The organism is Prosthecobacter debontii (assembly GCF_900167535.1).
In the GTDB taxonomy this organism is placed as follows: Bacteria; Verrucomicrobiota; Verrucomicrobiia; order Verrucomicrobiales; family Verrucomicrobiaceae; genus Prosthecobacter; species Prosthecobacter debontii.
On sequence record NZ_FUYE01000002.1, the window covers coordinates 213,156 to 239,320 of the forward strand.

The following is a 26,165-nucleotide window of genomic DNA, read 5'->3' on the forward strand; positions in this document are numbered from 1 at the left end:
GTGTCTTTGTGGCTGTTGGAATCGAATTAGGAGGGCTCGTAGTTCACCGGTTCCTCGGTGATGACCACGTCATGTGGGTGGCTTTCCTTGAGACCCCCGGCGGTGATGCGGACGAAGCGAGCATTCGCACGGAGTTCGTCGAGGTTGTTGGCACCGACATAACCCATGCCGGAGCGGAGGCCGCCCATGAGCTGGAAAACAACATCGGCAAGCGGGCCTTTGAACGGCACGCGGGCCTCGACGCCTTCAGGGACAAGTTTGCCGGAGCTGTTCTGGCCGTAGCGGTCACCTGCGCCTTTGCGCATGGCCTTGAGGCTGCCCATGCCGCGGTATTCTTTGAAGGTGCGGCCCTGCCACTTGACCATGTTGCCGGGGCTTTCAGCCGTGCCAGCAAGGAGGGAGCCGAGCATGACGCAATCGGCACCACCAGCGAGAGCTTTGACGATGTCGCCGGAGTAACGAATACCACCATCGGCAATGACGGTGACACCTCGCGGACGACAGACTTCAGCGACTTCCTGCACCGCGGTGAACTGAGCCATGCCCACACCGGAGATGATGCGGGTGGTGCAGATGGAGCCCGGGCCGACACCGACCTTCACGGCCGAGGCACCGGCTTCGACAAGGTGCAGAGCACCATCTGCGGTCACCACGTTACCAGCGACAATCGGGACATTACCACCGACCCGATCACGCAGACGGCGGATCACATCGGCCACGCGGGTGGTGTGGCCCGTAGCGGCGTCAATAAACAAGGCATCGGCACCTGCGGCGACAAGCGCAGCACCACGGTCAGCACAGTCTTCGCCGACTCCGACCGCCGCACCGACCCGGAGCTGGCCATTTGCGTCCTTGGCGGCGTTGGTGAACATCTGGCGCTTCACCACGTCCTGCTTGGTAATGAGGCCGGCAAGCTTACCATTGCTGTCCACCAGAGGGAGCTTCTCGATGCGGTGCGTGTAAAGAATCTTCAGAGCTTCATCGAAGCTGGTCTGCGGGGTGCCCGTCGCCAATCGCTCACGCGGGGTCATGATCGTGGAAACCGGCGTGCTCTCGTCCTCAATATACCAGAGGTCGCGGCTGGTGACCATGCCGACCAGTTTGCCATCCGGCTCGATGACCGGGAAACCGCTGACACCCTTCTCGTGCATGAGGCGCTGCAGCTCACCCAAAGTTGTCTCTGGGCGAACGGTGTGGGGAGTCTGGATCACCGTGTTTTCCGACCGCTTCACCTTCGCCACCTGCTCAGCCTGATAATCAATCGGGATGTTGCGATGAATCACGCCTAGACCACCTTCACGGGCCAGAGCGATGGCCAACTCAGCCTCAGTCACCGTGTCCATAGCGGAGGACAGGACCGGAATATTCAACTGGATGCTGTTGCCAAAAACAGTGCCTAGATTTACTTCACCAGGCAGGACCTGGCTGAGTCCCGGCAGGACCAAAACGTCGTCAAAACTTAATGCGAGGGAAGGAATATCGCCCATGTGCCATCTAAGCGGCACTCAAGCGATTGTCACGCAGAAAGTGCTTTCCGCGCTCAAATCGGGATCAAGGACGATAAACACGGGTGCGGCCTGTGTAGGAGTCGATCTGGATGCAATAAAAGTTCTTGGGTGCCTGCGTGCTCTGGCCGTCTCTCGACTCGACCATGGTAAAAAAACTTTTATCATACTCAGGCACCGTGTAAGCCATCGCGACGGTAGTCACATCAGCATTTGCGTTAAGCGACGAGTTAAGCACTCGCATGCTACCATCGGGATAAAATCGCAGCGAAGCGTAGCTGACGTCATCCGCCGTCGACGAACCGGGCGGTGTAAAGACGTTACGCCCTTCTCGTCCTGCCAGTTGCTGATTGGTCGTTTTCAACAAAGGCGACAGTTCTTCCTGTGGTGAAATGATCACACCCGACTCGAGATAATAGGGATCAGAAATCGCCTTCTCGGTACCATCAGCAAGGTTTTGCACCACTTGATACGCATAATAAGAATTATCCGATGGGCGATCTGAGGTTGAGTCGGCATACTTGTAGATGCGTAGTTCCACCTCCGCAGACAGTGAAGCTGCACTTTGCTGCGCTAAACTGATACGACTCACCAGGGCGTCTCCTGAAGAATTTAACCGTGTGGCACGAATCACATCCACCAAAGCTGGGGCCACCAAGCCAATCAAGAGTGAAATAATACCCACGACGGTGAGCATTTCCACAAGTGTGAATGCTGGCCTCGAGGGCTTAATTGAAGGAACCTTCATAATCATCTGACTACTATTGTTAACTAGCTGCTCCACTTTGCTCCCCGCAGAGCCACAGTGGCGGAAAAGACTCGATAATTGACGCGTTTCTTACGCAAAGCCTCAGCCACCTCTTCGAGCGCAGCATTCACATCAGTGGACATGGTTGAACCAGTCAATGCATCCGAAATATCCGTCCCAAACGGGGGCGTGGAACCATCCCCCATCTGGCTGAGGCGATCTGCCGAGCGCTCATCGATAGCGACGAGAATCACCTTCACCAATGGAGGCAAACGATGTTGATTGCCTTGGCTAGAAGCCGTAGCCCCGAGCAATGAATCGTAAGAGAGTTGTGGTTCAAATATTGCGCCTGAAGACCTGCCCTGAGCATTGGCTTCGATCATCGGTAAGATGGCCATTCCAACAATGTTATCCGCAATCGGACGCGTCAAACCGCGATTGGTTGGCACTTCCTGATCTTCAATCTGGATTCCCGCATCTTTAATCCACTTATTTTTATCATCGTCGTAAACAGTATTCTTTTCGGCCGGAGGTGAAAACTCCATCAACCGATACCGATAGCGTGGAACGCCTGGAGGCAAGATAGATGGGCGGAAAAAATCGTCCGAGGTGTATTGGACAAAGTAACCACGCCCGCAGAGTAAACGGTCTAACCCCACGTATTGAGGGTCGTGAGCAATACCGAGAGGAGCTTGAAAAAATACCGCATGTCCTGGTGCAATTGAAGCAGATCCAGCATTTGGGACCAGGGTAGAGGCCAAATCTGAAACAAAACGCAGGTCGGATTTGCGCAGATACTTGCTGGGGGCGACCGCACCACTGCCAGCATTGGTGGTCGCCGTCAGGTAACTCTGATCGTAGTCGATGTAAGCATTGAGGGTCGCTTGGCTTAGATTCCGAGTGATGATATCAAACGCAATACGCGCCTCACGGAATTGTCCGACTCGAGCACTGGAGGCTGTCCAAGTGCTTTGTACGGTGCCAATCACTTGCGCGCTGATGAGTAGCAGGACGACCAAGACGGTCATCGAAACCATGATCTCCACCAAGGTAAACGCAGACCTCTGAAAGAGGTTTTGCTTACCATTTGTTTTATAACAATGTTTCATGTCCGTCAGGAATGAGGAGGAAGGCTAAATATTTAAGGAGCAAAACGCTTCGATTCGATAATACGGAACCGATAATAGCTTTCGAGAGGCTTCAGAGCGAAGGGGTCTGAAGCAGAAGCATAATCAACGGCCGTGCCAGCCGCCTGCATATCAGCTTGGTCGATATACCTCTCGACCAAGAATGAACCGCGAAACTCACCACTCACCTGGTCACGATTTAGATCGAAAAAGTCTGGTTCCACAGAACGCACAGCCTTACGGATTGACTGGGCTCTCACATGCACCCGAAAGGTATTCGAGCGTGTGGTGAATTTCTGATAAAGATTTGCGTAAGGACGTTCACGGGTATTGTCTCCAGTAGAGCAATGTTCTGCCCAGAAACGCGCCATCGCGTCATCCCGGCTAGAAGCATTGGCAACGCCAGATGCCGAAACGTTGACCTTCCCCTGCGCAAGATCTGGGATCAAGTGAACTTCACACAACTGCGAAGTCGTACGGAAGAGCCCACCTCGGTAATTTGGCTTTAATGCGCCAGAGGTCTGACCGATGCCAAAGTTAAAGCGCTCTTCGAATTGGCGGAGCGTACCTTGAACACGATCCTTAACTTGTTGCTGCCACCAAAGCGAATCAGACGAGCCACCGCTGGGTTTGAAGCGATCAACCACAATACCGCGGTGCCAGTAATTACCATCGGCCTCACTGCGGAAGATCGGAGCCGTAGAGCCATTGGTGCCCCAGCCCGTCTTCACACCTTTGGACTGCTCATACTCCGCATTTGGCATGGCCGCCATGATCTCACCCTTCATAGCAGCATGTAGCGCTGTAGCCCGGCGGATGTGTGTGAAAGGAACCATCTGATAATTCAGGTTGATCTTACCCGCTGTCGATAAAGGCTCACTGATCGCGTAAGGCTCAACGACGGGCATCCAGAAGAGATCCAGTAAGTAATGATCTGGGGGTGTTTCTGCACCTGGGTGGGTCGAGGCCGCCGCACTGCGGGCCCCCGTCAAGCCGTTGGGATAGCTCACATAAGGGCGGAAGAGTAAATTTGTCCAAGCACCGGAGCCATTATTATCCCAAACATGCGAAGGCAATGAACCCATCACCACTGGAGATGGCACCATGCGATTAGGAGTGAAGAAACTACCCTTGCCATTGGCGAAACGCGCGCCCTGACTATTTGAGCGGAAATATGTGGACCGCCACTTTCTGGCATCTGGCCAACCAGAGAGCTTAAAGTCTCCAACCGAGTAGTTACCTTCATCTACTTTGTTGATGAAAGGCCCGATACGGCCACCAGGGTCACTGTCATCAAAGTCATAATAACGCTGAATGTATTGGTGAGCAGCAGTTGGAGTCGGCGCGTAGTCACTGCGTCCATGCGGTGCATCTGGAGAACGTGAAGCGGAAGCTGTCACCTTCACGGGCAGACCACGCACCGTATCATCTGACTTCGTATCCGTATTGCTCGTGCCCCGGTCAAACCCAGGCTCTGTGCCAGACGAATAAGAGGAGAAATTGTGCGCCATGTATTCGTCCTCGTTGTCCCAGAAGCGATGAGGCGTCCAGTCACTGGCAGGCACAGTCTTCTTAGCAGCGATCAGACGCGCATCACCATGAGCAGGTTGGAGCGTGCGCACCACATCTGAGCCATAATGCCATGGGCGGTCCCAGTCACCATTGTCATTTAACACGGCACCGCTCGAGAGCCCGTTGTTCATCACATCACTCCGTGGTCCGTAGGCGATAGCGAGCAATGGATCATTAGCCACCAGAACATGGGATTGAAGCTGTACGCTGGCATAATTTGCCGGATCCTTCGTGTAAATCAAAGACCGTGCGCCGGGAACACTCTGATTATTCGGTGCACTCGCCCGAGGATCATACGCACGGGTAATGTTGTTGATGGAAACACCGTCCCAATTGTAAAACCGACCGCGAATAGAACGCCTAATTGGATCCTCAGGATTGGTAGCCCCACCTTGATCGTCGTAACGCCCCAAAGCACCATCCCGATTAAAACTCCACCAACGAGGTGCTTGCACAGCAGGGTGATTATAGGTGCTGCCATCAGACTGAACATAGTTCACCAAATAAGAGCCTGCAGTCACCAAATCGGGTGTTGGGGCCTTACCATCTCTAAGGCGAAACTGGATCACTTGGACAGGATCATCACCAGTGCCTGCCGTCACATGGTGATCGTAGATTTTGACCGTGATGGTGCCAGACGAAAACTGAAGGGGCGCGTTACGGTCGACCGTAAAGAATGACGACACCAAATCGAGATTCGTTAGGCCAGCATGGGCTTGTCCCGTAGCGCTAGTATCAAAGCCAACATCTTCCGGCATATTTCCGCGTGCACCCACGCGACGGCCCGCAGCCACATTTCGGAAACTGGCAAATCCTCCGATTTCTGGATTACCATCCGTATCATACATCGGCCGCTCGCTGCGAAGCACGATGTCCTGAGTGGTGCTAAAGACAGAGCGCCCAGCCACTTGGATGTTACTAACATCGTTTCCTGAAATGACAATGGTGTAGTCAGGATTGATTTCTGTGTAGGATGCAGAAGGGCAGAAGAATTCCAGATGCAACAGTGCCTGGATGCGCTTTTGGGTTATGAGCATCGGAGTGTCACGCTCAAGCGTCCAGTTCCAATTTTCCCAGTTATACCCCGGGTGCAGACGGTAATAACGAGCATAGTTGGCACTTCCAGCAGGCAATGGTATGCCCAGAGTGCCATAGCGACCAGGCTCAGTTGGATTACTTAAAGGAGGAAAGTTAGAGTAGTACCTCTCTTTGATCATGCCTACATCAGGAACGAAACCATCTTCGTGCCCCTGGCCATTACGCCAGTGCACAGCATCGACATTGGTGAGACGGACTTCACCGCTAAAACCAGGGGGGTAGCTATGAGCAATCCTCAAGTGCGCCAAGTTATTCTCACGAACTTTCAAGGCGGTACGACCACCACTCACCACGGGTGTTGCCGCAGTCGCATAAGAGTCAAACTCGGCTGGCATCATCTCAGGAATTTTATAGTCCTTCTCTTCGCCATTTTCGTCCCTGATCGGAATACGCCAACTATACATATCGGGCTTGCCATCAGCTGTGCAGATGAAATGCAAGCCAACCTCACTGACGGAGAAAAAACGACCGAACCCGCGCACGGAATCTCCTGTACTCCCGATGACCCATTGCGGATGCTCCGAAGGGGTAACTTGACCATGACCTGGGAAGAAACGGTCAGAAAACGGATCCGCAGTATTCCCCGAATTACGAACAACCCCAGGAGTATAAGTTTTGAAGTCCGTTCGATCGCGGGTCTGATAAAGCTGTGTCCAGTTAATGCTGAGGCTGGGCCATTCGTTACGATTATCTGGCACCAGGAAGCTATCGTACAGATTGGTCGAACGAATGTAATCGAACATCGACACGATCAGTTGGCGTGTATTATCGCGTGTAATCTTTTGGACGAAGCTTTTTGCAGTGCCATTGGCTGAAGCGTTTTCAGAAGCCGTTGGGAAGGGCGCATCCAAAATCCGATCCAACATCGACAAGAGTTTCAAATTACGTGGCAGCGAGATGTCATAACGAGCACCATTGACCGAAGACCGACTCGCGGAATGCTCGCGCTGGAAGATATAGCTGTTCGTATTGTCTGCGCCGGCGTCATTACCCAAGCGAGAACAGAAATACATCAAATTGTCGAAGCCCGTCCGTTTGGAGGCAGTTCTTGGAAGAGGCCACATTGCAATCCTTGGCATACCAAACATGTTAATCTCACTTCCACGGCTGTGTGCAGTCAAGAAGGCTGAGGAGCGCTCAAGCGTCCTTTTGTTAAAGAGAGTGATCCCATTTCCACCATCGGCATTGTTGATCACTCGATTCCCACCACTGGAATTCTGGGAAAACAAGAGCTCATCCACACTGGCATAAAGACGCTCTCCAGCCACGCCTTTGATATCGACAAGTGTGGAAACATCCTTACTGCCAGTCGTTGTCGTGGCATACTCATCTTGCTCAAAGGTCAACGTGCCACCATAGCTGCCCCCCTCGGTAATTCTTGGCATCAGTTCATAGATGCGTGATTTGACGGCCAAAGCTCTCGATAACGCCCCTCCTGTAATGGGGCCTGAGAGGCCATAGGTGTCTAGACTGCGGCTGTCAGCAAGCTGGGGATTGGGATAGAAGACACTGCTCAGTGCCACGGTGGCGGGGTGACCAGGAAAGCGCTGATATTCACCACGTGCAGGGGGGTAGTCCGCCCAACGGTGATCGCGCTCATGGTAATAAATCGGCTGGCCAGCAAATGTCGGCTCTGCAGCGGTATTGATGTTCACCTTGCATGTTTCATCATCTGTCCAGAAGGCGATGCGGCCAACGATTGGATTTGACTCCGTGGGTATGCCATAAGTGCCACCCGCGACCGAAGACGGGCCATCTCCAAGTCCACCACCATCACCCTCCAACACCCGGAAATTCATGTTGTCATTGAGATAACCTACAGCTCCATCACGCAGCACATAAAGCCATTGCACAGGCATGGCTAAGCGGAGCTGATCAATCTGACCACCGCTCGTCGCATCGCTGGGCTTAACGATCGCTGGAGTAGTTTGGTTTTCAGCCTCACGACCGATGTTATTTCCCTTGAGGGAAGTCGTCAGCTCATAAGAAAAACCTTCCACAGGCACTTCACTGGCCTCAGCAGCATCAAGATCTTGGCCAGCCCGAGGGTCAATGATGGGGAAATAAATTTGAACCGTATCGGTTGCGTCAGCTTGGCTAGCGACGCCTTTAATGACAGGTTCATTAAGATCCACATAACGCGCCAAATTATTGTTTTGGTTCCAATCCGCCGGGGGTTCTGAATCTCTCACAAACTCCATTTCACGCTGATTTACCGTGCCTCCTGTGGAGCGGAAAATCATGTCTCGGTCCGAGAAAAGTTTATACCCAGCGAGGAAGGCTCCATTGCGAGAGTACTTCCGCACAGCGCCTGGCTGCGTCGCATGGATGACAGGCACGCCTGCTTGTTCACGAGCCGATCCAGAACGAATCTGGCCCATGACGATATTAACGGCAGTATCTGCAAGACGACGAGACGTTTGAGATGCTGAATAGATTGTCGTCGCTTTATGCTCCGTATCGGCAACGCTCAAGAAGGCTAAAATGACGATCGTAGCCAAAGCGAGCATCGATAAGACGATGATCAGAGCTAGGCCTTGATGGCGACGGGCGTCAGCAAGGAGATGGCGGATGGGTTTCATGACGATTTTTCGGGAATTAAATTCTTTTTTCCGATTTAATCGGAAAGCCGATTTTTTTTCAAGTCATTGCAGAGTATATACTTCGTTATTACAGGCGATTTTTGGCAATGGCGGCACTGCAGAGCAGGCCGCCGTGCATTTTTTTACCCTTACTCTTCAGTCTCCTCGCGAGGAGACAGCAAGACTTGCCCGGAGATGATCGGTGTAGTCTTCAGGCTATCATTTGGATCTTCCAAGGTCGGGGCTTTAGGCAGCAGGAAGTAACCAGCCCCCACCATGCCGGTGCTTGATGTGGGAGACTTCACGATGATGCCGTAAAACTTGGTCCCACGATTCAAGAACCCATTTTTATCGCCATGGACTCTGTCGATTTCACGAATCGTGAACGAGCCAGAGAAGACACCTGTTTTCGGATTGGCTGCGATCTTCGTGCCAGCTACATTCGTCTTCGGCAGGACAAACTTGTTACCCGTGATGATACCTAAGTAGTTAGGAAGGAGGTCGTCTTCAGGGTCTGCAAGAGCATTCCGCGATGGCAGGCTCGGGTCACCCACATCGACAGCTAACTCATCCAGAGATGAGAAGACTAGGGTCGCGTTTTCAGGATTGGTGTTTGTGCCTGTGTCAGGAAGTCCAAGAATCAAGTTCACCGGAGCCGGAGTTGGGTTGAGCGGAGTCGGCAGAGGCGGTGTCGCGTCTACATACGCCCCCCCAACCGCTGTGAGCGTAAGCGGTCCAAAACCGTTCTGATAGTAGCGATTTTTTGGCGAGAGGTTTTCAGGGCGAGTCCAGGTCGGAGCCGTTGCAGGGCTGCTGCTGATTTCGTTGTCTTCAAAATAAGATTCATCCATCTTATCCAATTTAATCTGGCCAACCAAAGACCCGCGGAGGGCGGTGGTGTAGAGTGTTTGATAGATGAGGATTTCTCCATTCGGACCGACGAACTGTCCACCCGTGATGGACTGCCCATCTGCTGTCTTACCAGCCAAAGACAATCTGCCGCTAGGAAGCACTGTGAATGCCGCATAGCCATCCCCTTGAGGAAACTTATCAGCCGGGAGCGCTTCACCCGTGTCGGGTGGGCTCAAAGCAAAGGTATGATAACCCTCGTAATAAGTGGCAGGATTCAGCAATTCCGACCAGAGATAGCGCCAGCCATTGAATGAGACCTCTTCCATCAGAGCATCATCGGACAGCGTGGCTGTAGAGACACTGTTGTTCGCATGATCGAGGGTGAAGGTCAGTGTCAGTGGTGTCTTGCCTTTACGTGGGATAGAAACTTCCGCCATCGGCAGATCAGGATTGATGGTATTTGGATCCAAAATCAAGGTCCCCTTAAAGGCGTAGGCAGCTCGGCCCAAGGTCACGCGGCCACTGAAGCTTCCAGCTGTTGAGGTGGTGAGATCAAAGCGCCCACCAATGCCATCATTCAAGACCGCATGACGCGGGATCCAGCCAGCGAACACACCCACAGCACCCGTCGGCACACTTTGAACGTCTAAAATAGGTGCAGGATCGGCCGTCGAGCTGCCGAAACCGTTGCTAACTGTAATTTTCACCAGATAACCACCGACACGAGGAGCTTTAGGACGGCCCGTGATCAAACCGGTTTTTGGGTCGAGCTTCAGACCTGACGGTAAACCACTGGCGGCAAACTTCGTTGGAGACTTGGATTCCAACTGATCGACAGGGATCTGATACTCGAAGTCGGCACCCACCATAGCAGGGGGAAATTCAAGTGGCTGTATCAACTCAGGGGCCTCGGTGTAAACCTGAAGATAATGAGTGCCGCCAACGACCTCATTGTCTGGCGCCGGGCCAGTGCCAGTCACGATGCAAGAGTAAACACCAGAATCATCTGTAGTCACTCCTACCAACTTCAGGGTACGGGTATTGGCTCCAATAAAGCGGGTGTCATCGGGGGCAATGTCCTCGAGCCCCAGCCCCACATCACGCTGCCACTGATAACCGATTACGAAGCCCTTCGGTCCTGTAGCGGTCACAGTCATCGCAGCTGTTTTTGTGTCCTGAGCAGGAAGGGTTGTCTCAGGATTGTTAACCACCACCACCTGCCCGGCGGTGGCTGCTGTGCGATTCTTACCGTTGATGTTTTGAGCAGCCAAAGCGTAAGCTCCCCCAAAACGCGTGGTGATGTTGTGGACCGTCAGAGTTGAGACCGTGACGTTATCTTCCATGGTTTCAGTGATGTCGATGGTCGTCGTCACACCCGCATAGGTGCTAGATCCGGCCCGTATCGCTTTGCCATTGCGCAGCCATTGCACCTTACGTTTGGTTTGCGCACCACCGACTTTAGCCGTGAGTTGTAAGGTCTCTCCATCCAAAAGGGTGGTTGAGATGGGGTCTAACAAGATACTTGGGAAACCATCCTGTACAGTCAGGGTGGCAGGCTCACTGGTCACTGGATCCAGCATGTTATCCACAATGACACGGAAGCGCTGGCCTGAATCCGCCACAAAAACCTGAGGCAGAACCAAGGTAGCATTGGTTGCGTTTAAGATGTTTACAAATCCGGCACCATCACCACGATCGCGTTGCCATTGATAGGTGAACGGAGCAGTCCCTGTATGCTGCACCGTAAAGGTGGCAGGATCGCGATTGCTCACGGTCAAATCCGATGGGGCGATGGTAATCACCACCGGATCATTCACATTTAGCGCGACAAACTGACTGACGGGGGCAGGGCCAGCCGAGTTACTGACGATGACGTTATAATCCGCACGATCATCTGCTTCCGTGACATTCTTAACTGTCAGAGTTGAGGTATTTCCATTGGAGATCACTTCAAAACGAGCGTCGTTTGGAATATTCACGATTCCACGTCTCCACTGGAACGAGTAAGGTGCTGGGCCGGAAACGACGACCGTAAATGTGGCCGAGGCATCTGGGTTGACTGTCTGCGAGACGGGTTGCTGCACAATGGCTGGCAAGTCATTCACCATTAACTGCACAGGAGTGCTTTCGGCGGGATATAGACCCGCACCATTGGTAACGATGACACGATAAGTGCCTTCATCTGCTTCCGTGACATTCGTGAGTGTCAACGTGTTGGAATTGGATGCCGAAGCAATCTCACCACCAATATTCACATAGTTTCCGCCGCCGGATCCTTTTTGCCATTGGTAAACAAAGTCCGGGCTGCCATTGACAGTGACTTTGAATTCCACGGACGTAAAAGGATTCACCGTTTTAGGCTCAGGGTTGCCAGAACCAGGGATCGACACTGGCTGTGTCACACCCGTCACGAGAACCGTGCCAGTAGTCAAAAACTGGGAGGTATCCCAGACGTATTGGCCAGGAAGACGTAGGTATTGGCTCAGCGTCTGACCCGCACTCTGATCGAAGGTGAGGCTCGAAGCCAACAAAAGCCGGAAAGAATCCCCCGTATTCAAGGTTGCCCCATCCGCCAGAGACACGATCAGGCGACCAGTCGCGGTAATATTCACGGATTGGGCCGCCAATTGTGTGAAGTTATTTCTGCCTACGGTAAACTCGACAACCGAGTTTGGCCCCACTTCTAGACCTCCCACAATCGTGAGCGTCTCCACTGAAGCCGTGCTCTGTGTTGGGTCTCCCAAAACCAAGCGTGCGCGGCCACTGTCATCAGAGCCGGTGCCCTGAAGAGAGACCGAACCGCCGATGATACCAGTGCCGCCCAAGGCAGCTCCAGCATTTACCGTTACGAGACCACTGCCTGTAGCTGAACCACTCGTATTCATCACTAGCAGCGTGCCCTGATTGACGGTCACTCCTCCATGGAAAGAATTGTTACCATTCGTTAGCGTGACGACCCCACTACCTGTCTTCACCAGCGAAAGCACATCTGCCGGAGCATTTGGGGCACCAACCCCGTGTTCCTCTGAGATAAGACCTGAAACGGTCACTCCAAAGCCCGAGGTAATATTGGAGTCCAGATTCAGGGCCTGGACTTCACTCGCATTCGTCTGATTGTCCTGGAGGGTGATCGGACCCGAGAAGACGACGGACCCCGTCGTGACGGTCTGGGTGGCACCGAGGCTCATGGTTCCAGCACCGTCACGAGCATTGATTCGGATCTCATTGGCAATCGTCATGCCGCTGGCGTTTGCACGCAAGGAAAGGGCTCCATTAGGAACATCTTGTTCCCATAGAACTGGAGAAACATTCAAGTCCGTGACACGGCTAGCTAAGAAGTAAGCCTTACCTGCCAAAGTGCCATTGCTGACGCGCACCTGCACTCCATAACCAAATTCCACCAGTTCATCCATCTCGGGAGCACGAACAAGGTTCATGGTGCCATCAGGTTGCAAGCCAGAATTGTATTCGACGCGATAAACGCCATTCCAGGCAGGATTACCTTCTTCATCTTTGACCAGGATGAGTGTGCCCACATCAGCTACTGAGAATGTACGACCATCGATGGTGGTATTCACTTCCACGAACGCTCCCGGGCCACCTGCATTACCAAATTTACCGTTATGCAGAGGATCAAAACGACCCGCAAGACGAATCATGCTCGACCCCGTGGTCGCACGATCCACAGTGATCACCTGGGGGCTGGAAGACACCACGTTACCTGATGCATCACGACGGATGAAGACCCCAGGGGCAGAATCTCCAAGATCCACCGCCGATGTGCCCAGCGCATTTTCAACGCCAAGCAGCAGATGACCCGAACGAATCACGACCGGAGCTTCACCATTCAAACCTGCGCCAAAGGAGTTGTTGGAGCTATTGATCAGCAATGAACCTTCGGACACTAAGCGCAGGCCGGCATCACCTGTGATCTGGCCATTCAAGGTCACGACACGACCGGTCGAAGCAGATAACAAGGCTGAACCATCCAAGTTCAAATTACCGTCCAAGATGGTGTCACCACTGAAACTAAGCTTCGAATAAGCAGCGGCGTCACTCAGATGGATAAACTCCATGTTGTTATGGGTAACGTCGCGATAAACAATACCCACGACGCCGTCCGTCATCAGCAATGTGGTGTTCTGGCCAACATTATCTGTGGACAACACCGTGGCTGGCACACCCCACGTCGGTGGATCTTGAGTGTTTCCTGTCGCCAATCCGTCCGCTGTGGTGGATCGGACATACTTCAGATCTCCGTTGGTGACATCGTAGTATGACACAGCAGGGTTACCTGTCGTGGTCGTAGGCTGGCCATTAACGATCGCCAAGCTAGGATATTGGCCCACATTGCCATTAGAATCCAAGACCTGGGAACTCCCCCAAGTGGACGTGAAGGTGACCGTACTGACGGTGCGCGTCACGGTGGTTCCTGCATCACGAAGATTGCTCACCACCCCGACAGCATCGTTCGCCCGAACATAGGACAAACTGCTGCCGTTGTAATAGGCCACAGCGGGGAAGCCATTCACCAATTCGAACGAAATGTGGTTACCTGCCTGGGCGCCACTTTGGATGGTGATGGGCTTCGTCCAGAAAGATCCATCCTGATTGTAAGCCAATGTGTATTTCAGATCTCCAGTGGTAGCATCGCTATAAACAATGGCCGGCGTGCCGCTATTGGCGGTGCCAGAGATCGAAACCTGACTGTTCGAAGTATTCACGGCCACAACGTCGCCGCCGATGTTGGCCGTCTTCATGACAATGCCAACTCCCACATTGTTGGTAGTATCCGTCGAGATCGCAATCGAAGGACTCCAAGTATTACCGTTCACGTCATTGGCACGCACATAACGCAGGTCACCATTCACAATGTCATGATAAGCGATCGCGGGGAAACCACCGCTATTCCCAGTGAAGGTAGCCAAAGGCATCATTGAGGTGTATTGACCACGGTCATTGACCTTCCGATTGAAACCGGTATCCCCTGTGCCATCGGCATTCAACCTTGCCAACCAATGCTGGGTCACTCCGCCCAGATTGCTAAACGAACCACCCACAAGCAGTTTACCACCACTCACTTCGATTACTTCATTCACTCCTTGGTTAGGGGCCGCAGCAAAAGCAGTGTCCATTTTGCCATCTGTTTTCACACAAACAAGATAGTCTGCTGGTGAGGTCAAGCTCTTCGTGAAGAGCCCCCACACCGCAAGCTTGCCCGAAGTAAGCATACGCAAACCGCGCACTTCGGCATTCAGCTCCACACTGAAAGTCTTATCCACGAGACCAGCAGATGTGACACGCACGAGACGATTGCGAGTAATGCTAGTGGTGAGGCCTGTGCCGGTAAGAGTATTGAAAAGTCCTCCCAAATAAACACTGCCATCGCTAGCGACAGCGATCGCACGGACAGTCGCCGTCGTTTCGTTGAAGTTAGGATCAAAAGCCTGTAGCGCACCCGTAGAATCCACCCGGGCGATCCGGCGGCGCGTGCTTCCTTTTAAACTCGTGTAGTTACCGCCGATCAAGATTGTTCCACTTGGTCGCTCAATGGCCAATGCATACACCTCACCTCCTGCATTCGGATCAAAGGAGTCGGCCGCGCCCGCAGCGGGCGTCAGACGAGCCACTCGGTTACGGGTGACACCTGCAATGGATGTGAAGGCTCCCCCCACCAGCATATTGCCGCTGTCATCCAATACCAGCGTATTGACGGGGCTGTTGGCATTCGGATTGTAAGTGGTATCCAGGCCTCCGTCACTAAGCAGACGCGCGATGTTGTTACGCGTGGTGCCATTGACTTGATCGAAATCGCCGCCAATCACGATGTTGTTATCCGATTGCACTGCGATTGCCCGGACTTCACCATTCACGGTGGCAGAGAATGTCGTGTCCAGCACGCCGGTAGAATCCAACCTGGCCAGACGGGTCTTGGTAACTCCGTCAAACTCCAGGAAAGTTCCCCCAATGATGATTTTGCCGTCAGATTGCAAAGCAATCGCATTCACGGGCTGTGCCTCAACGATCACTGGGCTCTTCCAAGCGACTCCACTGGCATCCGAAGCCTGGATATAGCAAAGGGTGCCATTTGTTGCGTCATAGTAACTGACAGCAGGGAAACCATTGATGATGGAGAGTGAGGGAAACTGTCCCACATCTCCTTCACTGGCAAGCGTTACAGGCGCCAACCAGCTCGTGCCACGACCATCAGCAGCGCGGACAAATTTCAAGTCACGCCCATTCGTATCGTAGTAGGCGATCGCAGGCGTGCCATTGACGAGTGTCGATGAAGCGTGAGCCCCCACATTGAATCCAGCAGTACTGTCTGTGTTGCCACGAGCCACCCACTCTGAACCTCGAGAATTCACATTGCCCACATGAATTTCCTTATTCACCGTTCCGCCTTCAATAGCCAACTCCGTTACGGTATTTTTTGTAGTATTGGTATTGCTCGTGCCCAGCTTAACCGGACCACTTCCCAAACCGAGAGCATTGGCAACGTCGGCGATGACCAGTCGGCCTTCTGCGATTTCAATACCACCTTCATGAGTATTTGAAGCACTGAGGCGGAGAGAGCCTGACCCAAACTTCACCAAGGTGCCCAAGCCGGATAAGGCGCCTCCCAATTCCCCCTCGATATCAGCGGGACCGTTAACGACACGCACGGCTTGGCTAAAGCTGCCCAGATCAATCGGGTTAAGCAACGTCACTTTGTGGGTTGCATCGAGCGCACCTAAAATCAGTGAGGAACCATCTGTGACGAAGCCATCATTACCATAACGCAACTTGATCGGAGAAACGGCATTCCCTCCGAAGTTAACGGTCCTATCCTGGCCATAAGCCGCAAAACCACCACTACCTTTGAACTCGACCTGATTGTTCTCTGTTCCAAGAGAACGGGTGAAATTTCCACTACCGAGACCAAGTACACCTTCCTTGATAATGATGTGGCTGGAACTGCTGGAAGAAGCCGAGGCAGTGATACCTCCAGGAACAGCGTTTGCCGAGTTCAAACGAAGGACCCCACCATGAACGAAGGTGTCACCTGTGTAGGTATTATTGCCAGACAAAATCGTTGTTCCAGTGCCTGACTGAACAAAACTTGTGCGGGAACGGAAGGTGTAGATTTTCTCAGTCTGCGTACTCGTCGCGGTATTGCTCAGTGTGATACTAAATTCGACCGAGTTTTTGGAAACCACCGTTGTACCATCTGGCAGACCGGGGCCAGAGACCTCCATTCCTGGAGTGACCTCACTGAAGAAATCAAATGCACCTGTGACAATAAACATCCGGTCCACCCCCACAAAAAGGCTACCGACACCTTTGGCAGAAGCCCCTTTACCCAGTTGAGAAAGGATCACATTGTCGATGATGTTGGCACCGATGGTGAACGCTGACCCAGTATTATAGTTATGAATAACAAGGTCGCTACCTTGGCCGGACTCCACTACTCCAGTAATGTTACCTGGACCGACGATACTCTTCTGACCACCGCGAACATTCGAACCTACAAGAATGGCCCCTGAGGTTAATTTCAAGGTCTTACCAGCTCCGATGGTGATGGCGCTATCTTCAGAACTGTAATAACGCAATGTGTTGACGTCACGGTCATCTGTTAGAGTGCCGTAGAAAGTGCGGCTCTTCGTAAACAGATAAGTACCACCTGCCGTAGTCGCCGTAGCTGCATTATTCAGATAGATAATCATCAAATTGCTATCCAAGGCCACGATTCGTGTCCCCGCAGGCATACCAGGACCAAAGACACTCATGCCATCGGTCAGTTTCGCAAAATCGGTGGCAAGCGCACCCGCCACCTTCAGTTGCTTAACTCCAACGGTGGCATCTACACCCAAGGCCAATTCGACTTCGATGCGCCCACCCTCTGAAGCATCAATGGTGCTACCTGGCTCTACCGTGCCCCAATTGTCTGCATTCATAAAGAAGTCACCCAGATCGTAAAGGCTCTGTGAATCTGCAGAAACCACGGCTCCGTTGACCAACGAGATCGAGGCAAAATCATTTACTCCAGGATTCACTACGTTGGTGATATCTTGATAAACCGCCCATGGAAGGATCTGCGCCCGCTCAAAGGTGGAGGTATTCAAAACCACGTTCGCAGCAGCCGCACCCGCCTCGGGAGCCTCCACAAAGAGCACCGTTCCGCCTGATGAACGAACGACAGTGGTGGTCTCTTCACCCCCCATCAAGTTCAAGGTCGTTGTCCGTGAGACAGGACCGAGACTTAGATTGTTCGGATCATAACCCAGAACGCTCACCGCACGCACCTCGGAAGCTCCTTCATCCACATAGAAATTACCTCCGAAAGTCAACGTAGTATTGCCTTCAGCTGCACCGCGCACCTCAAACTTACCACCTCCTAAACGAAGGCTTCCTAACGAGCCGCCGCTCAAGTTCGACTGGCTATAACTCCCAGGGGCAGCATTCCGATCAACGGCTTGCACGAGCAGTTTACCCTCATCAATCTTAATTTCCGAAAGTGAAGCATTGCCAGACATCTGGAGTGTGCCAGGGCCAGCTTTTTCCAGGCGATCGGTGCCAGAGACATCACCGCTAAAAATCGCCGTCGTCTTTTCATGGCCCACGCTGATCCGGGCGAAATCTGTCACAGTAAAGCCACGGTTCGAAGAACTATCTTCACCCACATACAACAGCGTGCCGCCATTGAAGTTCAAGTTGCCCGCCGATGCCGTCGCAGCGCCTAAGCTACCAACGACACCACCATCCGTCAGCTTGGTTGCTCGGATAGTGCCACCCGCTAGGAAGGTGATCCCCGTGTAGGAATTATCACCACTAAGCACCAAAGTGCCACCGCCCAATTTCTCAAGCCCCACCGATGGTGTCAGAGTAAATTCCGACCAGATATCGGTGAAATGATGGTTTGTATTGATGCGGATGTCCGCATCACTCGCGATAAAGTCCACAATAGCTCCTGGAGGAATCCCAGGCCCCGCGATCTGCATGCCGATGTAGATGTCGGCGGTAGAAATCACTCCATCTTCGCCCACGACCCCCAAGATACGGTTTTGGGTTGTCGTGCTCTGGTGGCTGGCAAAACGATTGACTGTGGTCCCGCCTGTCAGCGTGAAAGTCATTTCTCGACGGCTATCATTCACCAACGTCTCACGGTCGAGTTCGACCGTGTGTCCATCTGGATCAATACGGGCAATGACCGCACTCGTGGTATTGGGCGTTGTGGTGTTTGGTGCGGGGCCAAAATTGGTCGAGTTATCCGTAAAGCGAACGGAGTCACCAACGACCAAGTCTGCCGTTGTTGAAATCCCAGTGATAATCTTGCGATTACCACTCGTGAGTCGGCCAAACTTTTTCACTGGCTTGCGATCCACCATGTCCACGCCAATGACCAAATCACCTGCTTCATTGTATTGATGAATGATGAAGTTCTTCAGGTTACCATTGTTCATCGTCGTCAACGATCCTGAGCCGACGATGGACGAATCATTCGCCCGAACTGTTGGAGAAACCAGGATGGCACCAGTCTGTAAGGTATGAACTGTGTCGGGATCACCGTCTTCGTTCAGAGTAATCGTGGTAGCCTTGTCGGTGGCGAAACGAAGGGTCGAAGTGATGGCTCCATCAGCGAGAGTCGTATCGGTAGTGACGTTGGTGTTTTTGTTTTTGACCCAATTATCAGCCTCGTACGAAGTCGTCGGCTGCACATAACCATCACCCGCATTGGTACCATTTTTCGCCCACCCGAGAGCTTGTATGCCACTATCATTGGTGCCCGAGGTTAAGAGACCGGGACCATAACTTCCTGTATCTACGGTCGTATCATTCCCAGAAACTGCCAGCGTCAGATATTTATTGCCTTTGGGATCCGAGGTAAAAAAGGTAACAATCTCGCGGGCTCTATTTTTATCTTTTGTGGTAAAGATGGTGTAAGTCAGCGGGTCAGCTGGCGTCGGCTCTTCGGGACCGGTCAGTGTGGATGTAATATCACCCGGAGTGTTTGAGTAGATGATCTGAACTTTAAAAATATTGTTTCCTTTCGGACCTGGATATTTATCATCACGAGCTTTGAAGATCAAGCTAGCAGGCCCTGCACGTCTCACGGTTCCAGTGGTCGCAAAAGTATGGGGCGGAGTAGTGGTGTAGGGTGTACCATCCGTCGTCAGATCGATGGGCAGGCCCCACTGAGTCTCGGAGACTTTGAATTGGGAACTTGTGGCCTGCGTTGCATAGTAGGTCTTTCCTACCACCAGCGGAGCCGGCAGAGTATTGCTGGAGCTAAAGACAATAGGCACACCGTCAACAAGGTAAGTCGAAGGTTGCAGACCTGAAAGGTAGAAATTATCAGTGGCGGCATCTCCATGCACTCCTCGAGAGACGGTGCCAGGAAGCACCCATGCGGCCTGAACCGGAGCCTCACGAATGATGGCCCAACCGCCTAAGATGTCATTGACATTGAGTAGATCCACCTTGGCGATCTGGGTCGCATCGAAATAGAGAGTCGCACCTTCGGCGCGGCTAATGCTATTCAAACGGATAACGCTCGAACCGCTGTCACGATAAATGGCGTTTGCACCGGTTGAGAGAGAGAGGGATCCAACAATTTCTTCATGGCTACCGCCTTCTAAGCGCAAGATACCGCCACGGCGGCTACCGCCGAGAACAAGAGTGGCGTTATCCACAAGCTTAGAATTGTTGTTCAAGCTGTAGTCCAGGATCAAAGTCCCCGCCTGCAAGCTATAAGCACGACGGCTGTTATCCAGTGTATTAGTTACTGAGTCAGGCAGAGAAGGCATAATGCTTTCTCCGCGCAGGCGGATGGTGCCTTCACCCAACTGGGTGATTTGGCGTGTGCCGAGAAGGTTGCCATCCAAAATCAATTCAGAATTTTGACCCACGGTGAAAGTCGAGTTCACTTGCACATCGAAATTACCCGCCCAGCGGGCAGTCGTATTGGTAGGGAGAGATAATCCACCACCTTGGAAAGTGACTGTCTCTGGCACCATGTAGTCCACGTCGCGCAGTTCAAGGCGTCCTCCCACCACATTGATACCGCCTGGGTCCGTATTGCCAGGCGTGTAGTAGATCGTACCCGTGCCATTGGAGGTGAAATCAACTGCCGTCCCACCGAGCGTCGTCGCCACTTTGAAGGTCGTGCTCGTTGCGTTTACCACATAATAGGTTTGGGAATTGGTAATCCCGGCAGGCAGAACTTGGCCACGGAACAGCACCGGCGTGCCATTGGCGAGCTGGCCCGAAAAGGTATCCTGAGTAAAATCTGGGGCAGTCGCCACCAGGTTTTGTGTCGTGGTTGACATGTAATAGATCAACCCCGCACCGTTATTGGTAAAGCTTACTGCAGCTCCAGAGGGAGTAGTTGAAACCCTGAAAGTGGTGCCTGTGGCATCTCTCACATAATAGGTCTGGTAAGCATTGATGCCGCTAGGGAGCACTCCATTGACCGTCGTGCCCGTGGCCGAATTGAAATACGGGATTTGCACGCTGAACACCACCGGCATGCCGTCGATCAGATTTCCGGTAAATCTGCCCGTTGAGAAATCAGGCACGGTAGAAGCGACCGTCTGGATATTTGGCACAATAAACACACTAGTTCCGTTACCCGTGATGTCCACAGCGGCGCCGCCAATACTGGTTGCAACCTTGAAACTATTCCCGGCCGAATTGACAGTGTAATAGCGAGTATTTTCAGCAATCCCGGCGGGCAAGGTCGTGCCAACAAAGAAAGGGAAACTGATCTCAATTCCGTTCGGTAGGGATTGACCGGTAATCGTAAAGTAATCGGTATCTTTATTGGCCGTCACAGCAAGAGCGGCGGTACCAGCGGAACCGTTGCCAGACAGAGCAAGGACCCCTTCCTGCACAGTGGTTTCACCCGTGTAACTATTGGGCATGCCTAATACCCAAGTACCTGGACCCGTTTTAAGTAATGAAGTTACTTCTGATTTAGACTTGTCGCCCAACTGGAGCATGAATTCGTTGTCACCTGTGTTCACGCCACTCAGAGTCAATGTGCGTGAGCCATTACCGGCAAAGCCGACTGGGTCGCTGGCAAGGCGATCCACTCCGAAGAAAGGATCATAGATGATCAAATCTGAACCCAAGATAACGCGTGCAGCTTGATTGATTCCATTTGCAACGATCGTAGCGCCATTCACTCCAGCACCCATCGTGAAGGAACGATTGGTCACTTGCTGACCTCTTGGGCTGAGGGACAAAGTCGCGCCATTGATCAAAATTTCTGAGGCTGCTCCAGTCCGACCGAGACCGAGCGCAGACTGTCCCGATACAAAGTTGATTGAAGAGATGTCGAGCACACCTTCTTGAATGATCACGTTGCCTGTGAAGTCACTCGTGTTGTTTGTGAGCGACAATCGGCCATCTCCCGTTTTCGTCAAACTCAGCAAGCTACTCCCACCATTGCTCAGTTTGCCAGCGTAGGTTTCATTGACTGCCAGATCGACCGTAAGCACCGAAGGCAGGTTAGGCAGACTGGTGCTGGCACGGCTGTAACCGTTACTGATTGTCGACGAAGCCGTTCCAGACAGGCTAAGAAGCGTCTGGTTAGTCCCCATCAAGCGCAGCTGAGCTTGGTCGGACATGACGACTTTGAATCCTGCTGTGCCGAGGGAATTGTCACGGCCTAAAGTCACAGTCGCAGCTCCGATTGTCAGAGCTTCGGTGAAATTGGCCTGCCCTTTGTAGGTGTTTGCACCGTTGAGATAAAGCTGCCCACTCAAAACGCGTATCGCGCCGTCAAAATCATTGTTGCCTGAGAACGTTACAATTCCACCCTCCATGAAGAGTCCATTGACGTAGTTTTCGCCATTGATGTTGGTGACACCATTGAAGCCCCCCTCCGTCTTAATACCCCCTCCATAGTAATTCCTGGATGTGGAAGAACCCAATGTCAGGGTGTTATAGGCCCCGGTATTGACATTGTTACGCACAGCCAACTCAACCACCCCTTCTGCATTAATTGGGTTGAGGATATTGACATTGACGATAGGCACGACCGCCTTACTCGAAGAGCTCACTGGAGTTGGGATTGGGTTGATATGCCCAACCTCTAGACGTCCCCCAGATTCACCAAAACTGACTCCGCGTCTGCCGTCACTGATGTCATACGTATAAACCGAATCAGGATCTCCGAACGTACCATTATTCGCCTGATCTTGTCCAAACTGCAAGGTGCCGCCATTAAGTTGCAGATGGTTCTGCTGAAAGGTCGAAGGCGCTGTGCCTAAGTTCGTATTGTTACGCAGGCGCAGAACGCCGTTGTTGATGATGGTCGGACCGCTGTAAGTATTGGTTAAAGAGGTCGCAAGGATCAAAGTACCTGGGCCCGACTTCGTTAATCCTACGCTCCCCCCATAGAAGGTCACACTGCGGGAGCTTGTCGCGGTCAGACTTCCACTGATCGGAGCATTGCTGAGTGTGATGATCGTCTGTCCTGACTGAGTCCGGTTCACTGCAGTGATGACAGTCCCTACAGGTAGGTTAGGGTTCACGACTTCCATACCCACTTGCAACATGGTCGCGGTATTTGCGGGTACGGTCATATCCTTGCTGCCTGCGCTCATGGTAACACCGCTGGTGAAGCGCAATTCAAAGTCACGAATCGCCGTCTGAAGGGTCAATGTGTTAGCAGAGGTCGTGCCTGCATTTGTGCCCACAATGGCCACCAAATCCGCAGGCTTATTGATCGCCGTGCCTACAGTGACATAACCCGTCGAGCCGTTTCCATTGATCGTTTGGTTGCCATGGCTGGCTAGAAGGCCGCCTGAATCGATCGAAAGGATAGCTCCTGCCCCCAGCGTGAGAGTCCGGCTCGCAGCAGCAGCAGCGATGTCGGATTGAAAGTTAACGGAATTGACCGCTCTGCGCGTGTTCAATGTCAGAGTGCCACTGAGACTCAACTTAACATTCTTGTCATAGGTCCATGTGGACAGGGCGTTTGTGCCGCTTCCCGTCGTCAGCAGATAATCGCTCGACGTAAGTCGTGTCACGCCATTCGCTCCGTATTTCACAAACTCATTGTTAGCCCAGGCCCAACCACCAATGATCCCATCATCCATAGTCACGCCACCATTGATCATGATCCGATTGCGAGTGCTGGTCCCTAGGGCGTTAGTCACGTTGTTGACCCCGCCACTGGAAGTCTGTTCCAGACCGGCAAACTCGACGGTTGCGCCATAGTTACGCTGTAATGAGGCGAATGAGAGCGAGGAAGTACCGCCGGAACCTGCTTGATAACCTACGATCTGCGCTTGGCCTTGGCTAAGGGTTAAGGCACCGAGTGTCTCAGAAAAGGTATTGTTAGAAGCATCATTGATCATATCGATCGCACCGCCCTTTAACACGATGGCTGCTGAATCAGGGATGCGATTGGAATTTCTTGAATACTGGCTGTTATTCAAAATGAGACGGCCATTGTTGATCGCACTGGAGCCGATCGGGTTCGGTCTTCCAATAATCGTCAGACTGTTCATGGTGCCATTGATGACGCCGTCCGAGTTTGAGGTTTGACTGAAGGTCAGACTCGCTCCGCCAGAAACGGAAACATTGGAACTGAGAGTTACCACCCGCGTGACAGGATTGTATGACTGGACCGTGGTGTTGCTCGGCACACCTGCCCCCGTTACCCGCATACCAACCACGATAGAAGAACTGTTCGTGACTGTCACTGTGTTAGAGCTGCTACCACCTGCAGTCGTTTTAGTGATGGCAAAACCACCCCCAAGAGACAAGCTCATATAGTTCAACTTCACAGCTCCATTGATCGTCGCCACCCCATCCTCATAGGTGGAGGTCAACTGATCACCCCCAGTAAAAACAGTGCCGCGGATACTGATCATGCTGCCTGTGTTGTTAAAGCGGCCCGTTGCATCGATGCCGCCGTTAATCGTTGTGCGACCCCAAAGTCCAACATTGCGATTCAAGCCCGAATCACCATCGACAATCAAGGCACCTCCCACAACGGCACCTGTGCCGGAGCCCGCGAGATTAAGCGTTCCGTTGCGCACGGTCAAAGTGCCGCCAATGGCTTGGTTTTGACCATGGCTGCTGCTCAGATTCAAAATACCAGCCCCCGTTTTCTCGACACCGCCAGTGCCAGAAATGATCAAAGCGCGTTGGGCAGGAGCAAGTTGCGATCCGCTGCCATCAGGATCGGCGAAAGTCTTGATGAAGTTCCAAGTTTGCGTGGTGTTCAACGTGCCTGTATCAAAAATCAGGGTTCCGTTGTTAACGACATCACTGCGGAAGTTTGTTGTCTGACGCAGAATCGCCGTCCCTTCAGCGATTTCCAAACCGCCACTGAAAGAAATGTTCGAGTTTTGCAGCGATAACACTCCAGATCCTTCTTTGCGTAAAGACAGAGCCGTGGCTCCTGCATTTCCATCAGCATCTGCCTGCTGAAGGTTATTACCGCTTCTATCACGGATGAAGCCGGAGACATAAGAGTTTTCATCGCCCGCCAGGGTGAGTTTAGCCCCCGTCGTGACGTCGGTTTCAGCCTCCCGGTTTTCAATCACGGCCAAGCTACCTAAATCCACGATGTTCCCGACCGTCTCATTACCCCCCATGAGCTTGAAGTAATTATTACGCCCGCTCCCACTGAAGCTTTCGAACGTGAGCGTCGAACTGTCACTGATCTGATCCAGATTCGAACGTCCGCGCAATAATTGCAGGACCGCATGGCCAGACATCCCTTGGGAAGCGCTCCCGATACGAATGTCTCCGGAAATCGCATTGCCTGTGGTTGCCCCAAGTTCCACTTGAGCCCCCGTGTTGCTGGTACCTCGGTTCCAAATCCAGAGATCGAAAGGCGTGCTGGTATTGTTACCAGTGATGGCCAGCGTTCCATTTCCATAGCTGGTCAGCATGCTGCCATTCGTCGTGCGGATATTACCACTGAAGGTCACGCGGTTCGTCGTGTTACGAACATTCAACTGATCTCTCAGGATCATCGGTGCCGTGATGATATCGTTCGAATGACCAGTCACACGATTGAAGTAAGCCCCGCCACCATTCCCCGCATTATCGAAGATCAAACTTCCGCTAGAACCCTGGGCGATGGTGTAATAGTTCCCACTGCTGAGATCGCCAAGCTGCATCCGCCCCACAACCCGGTTGCCATCCAAATTAATGATGATGTTATTGGTGATGTCGTTATTGAAACGAACTGAAGATCCGACGCCCCCCACGGACGGAGGAGCAATCGTCACGGTTGGGTTGGAGGTATAGCCTGTGCCAGCGGTTGTCACCACGATGGAAACCACACGGCCATTGCTAACTGTGGCCGTCGCAACAGCGCCTGAACCACCGCCACCAGAGATCGTGACTGTAGGCGCAGATAGATAACCCGCTCCCGGGTTCACAATCGTGATGGTTCCGACTCCAGTGCCAGTTCTTGTGGCTGTAGCAGTCGCTGTAATCAGTGTGTTCTGAGACCAAGCACTCGTCGCCTGCCCCCAAGAGCCATTAGCATTGAGGAGTGACGAGCCATCGACCTGTGACAAGACCTTCTGAAGAGAGCTTTGTGACCACACAGGGGCTACCCCTAGCAGAGACACGATCAAGGCTGCTGCTTTACAGGCAACCGACGTCATGCGCAGTGAGGCAAGGTTGGTTTTCATAAACTTAAATGGGGGGGAAATTTGAAAGACAA

The 26,165-nt window shown here is 52.7% G+C and carries 5 protein-coding genes; all 5 read right to left on the minus strand.

Going from position 1 to position 26,165, the window contains the following annotated elements; genetic code table 11:
* Positions 1 to 26 precede the first annotated feature (26 nt).
* Positions 27 to 1,487 carry an IMP dehydrogenase gene (gene guaB, locus B5D61_RS03300; RefSeq protein WP_078811879.1) on the minus strand — a complete coding sequence of 487 codons (1,461 nt, stop codon included), beginning with the start codon at positions 1,485 to 1,487 and terminating at the stop codon, positions 27 to 29.
* A 64-nt stretch (positions 1,488 to 1,551) separates the two neighbouring features.
* Entirely contained in the window at positions 1,552 to 2,259 is a 708-nt protein-coding gene (gene vccD, locus B5D61_RS03305) for a Verru_Chthon cassette protein D (RefSeq protein WP_078811880.1), read from the minus strand.
* A gap of 17 nt (positions 2,260 to 2,276) precedes the next feature.
* Complete coding sequence (gene vccC / locus B5D61_RS03310) at positions 2,277 to 3,362, minus strand: Verru_Chthon cassette protein C (protein WP_078811881.1); 1,086 nt, start codon at positions 3,360 to 3,362, stop codon at positions 2,277 to 2,279.
* Between the two features lie 32 nt (positions 3,363 to 3,394).
* Positions 3,395 to 8,632 (minus strand): Verru_Chthon cassette protein A, encoded by a 5,238-nt coding sequence (gene vccA, locus B5D61_RS03315; protein ID WP_078811882.1) that lies wholly within the window; start codon positions 8,630 to 8,632, stop codon positions 3,395 to 3,397.
* 149 nt (positions 8,633 to 8,781) lie between these two features.
* Positions 8,782 to 26,133, minus strand: coding sequence for an immunoglobulin domain-containing protein (locus B5D61_RS03320; RefSeq protein ID WP_078811883.1), 17,352 nt, complete (start codon positions 26,131 to 26,133; stop codon positions 8,782 to 8,784).
* Between the last annotated feature and the right edge of the window lie 32 nt (positions 26,134 to 26,165).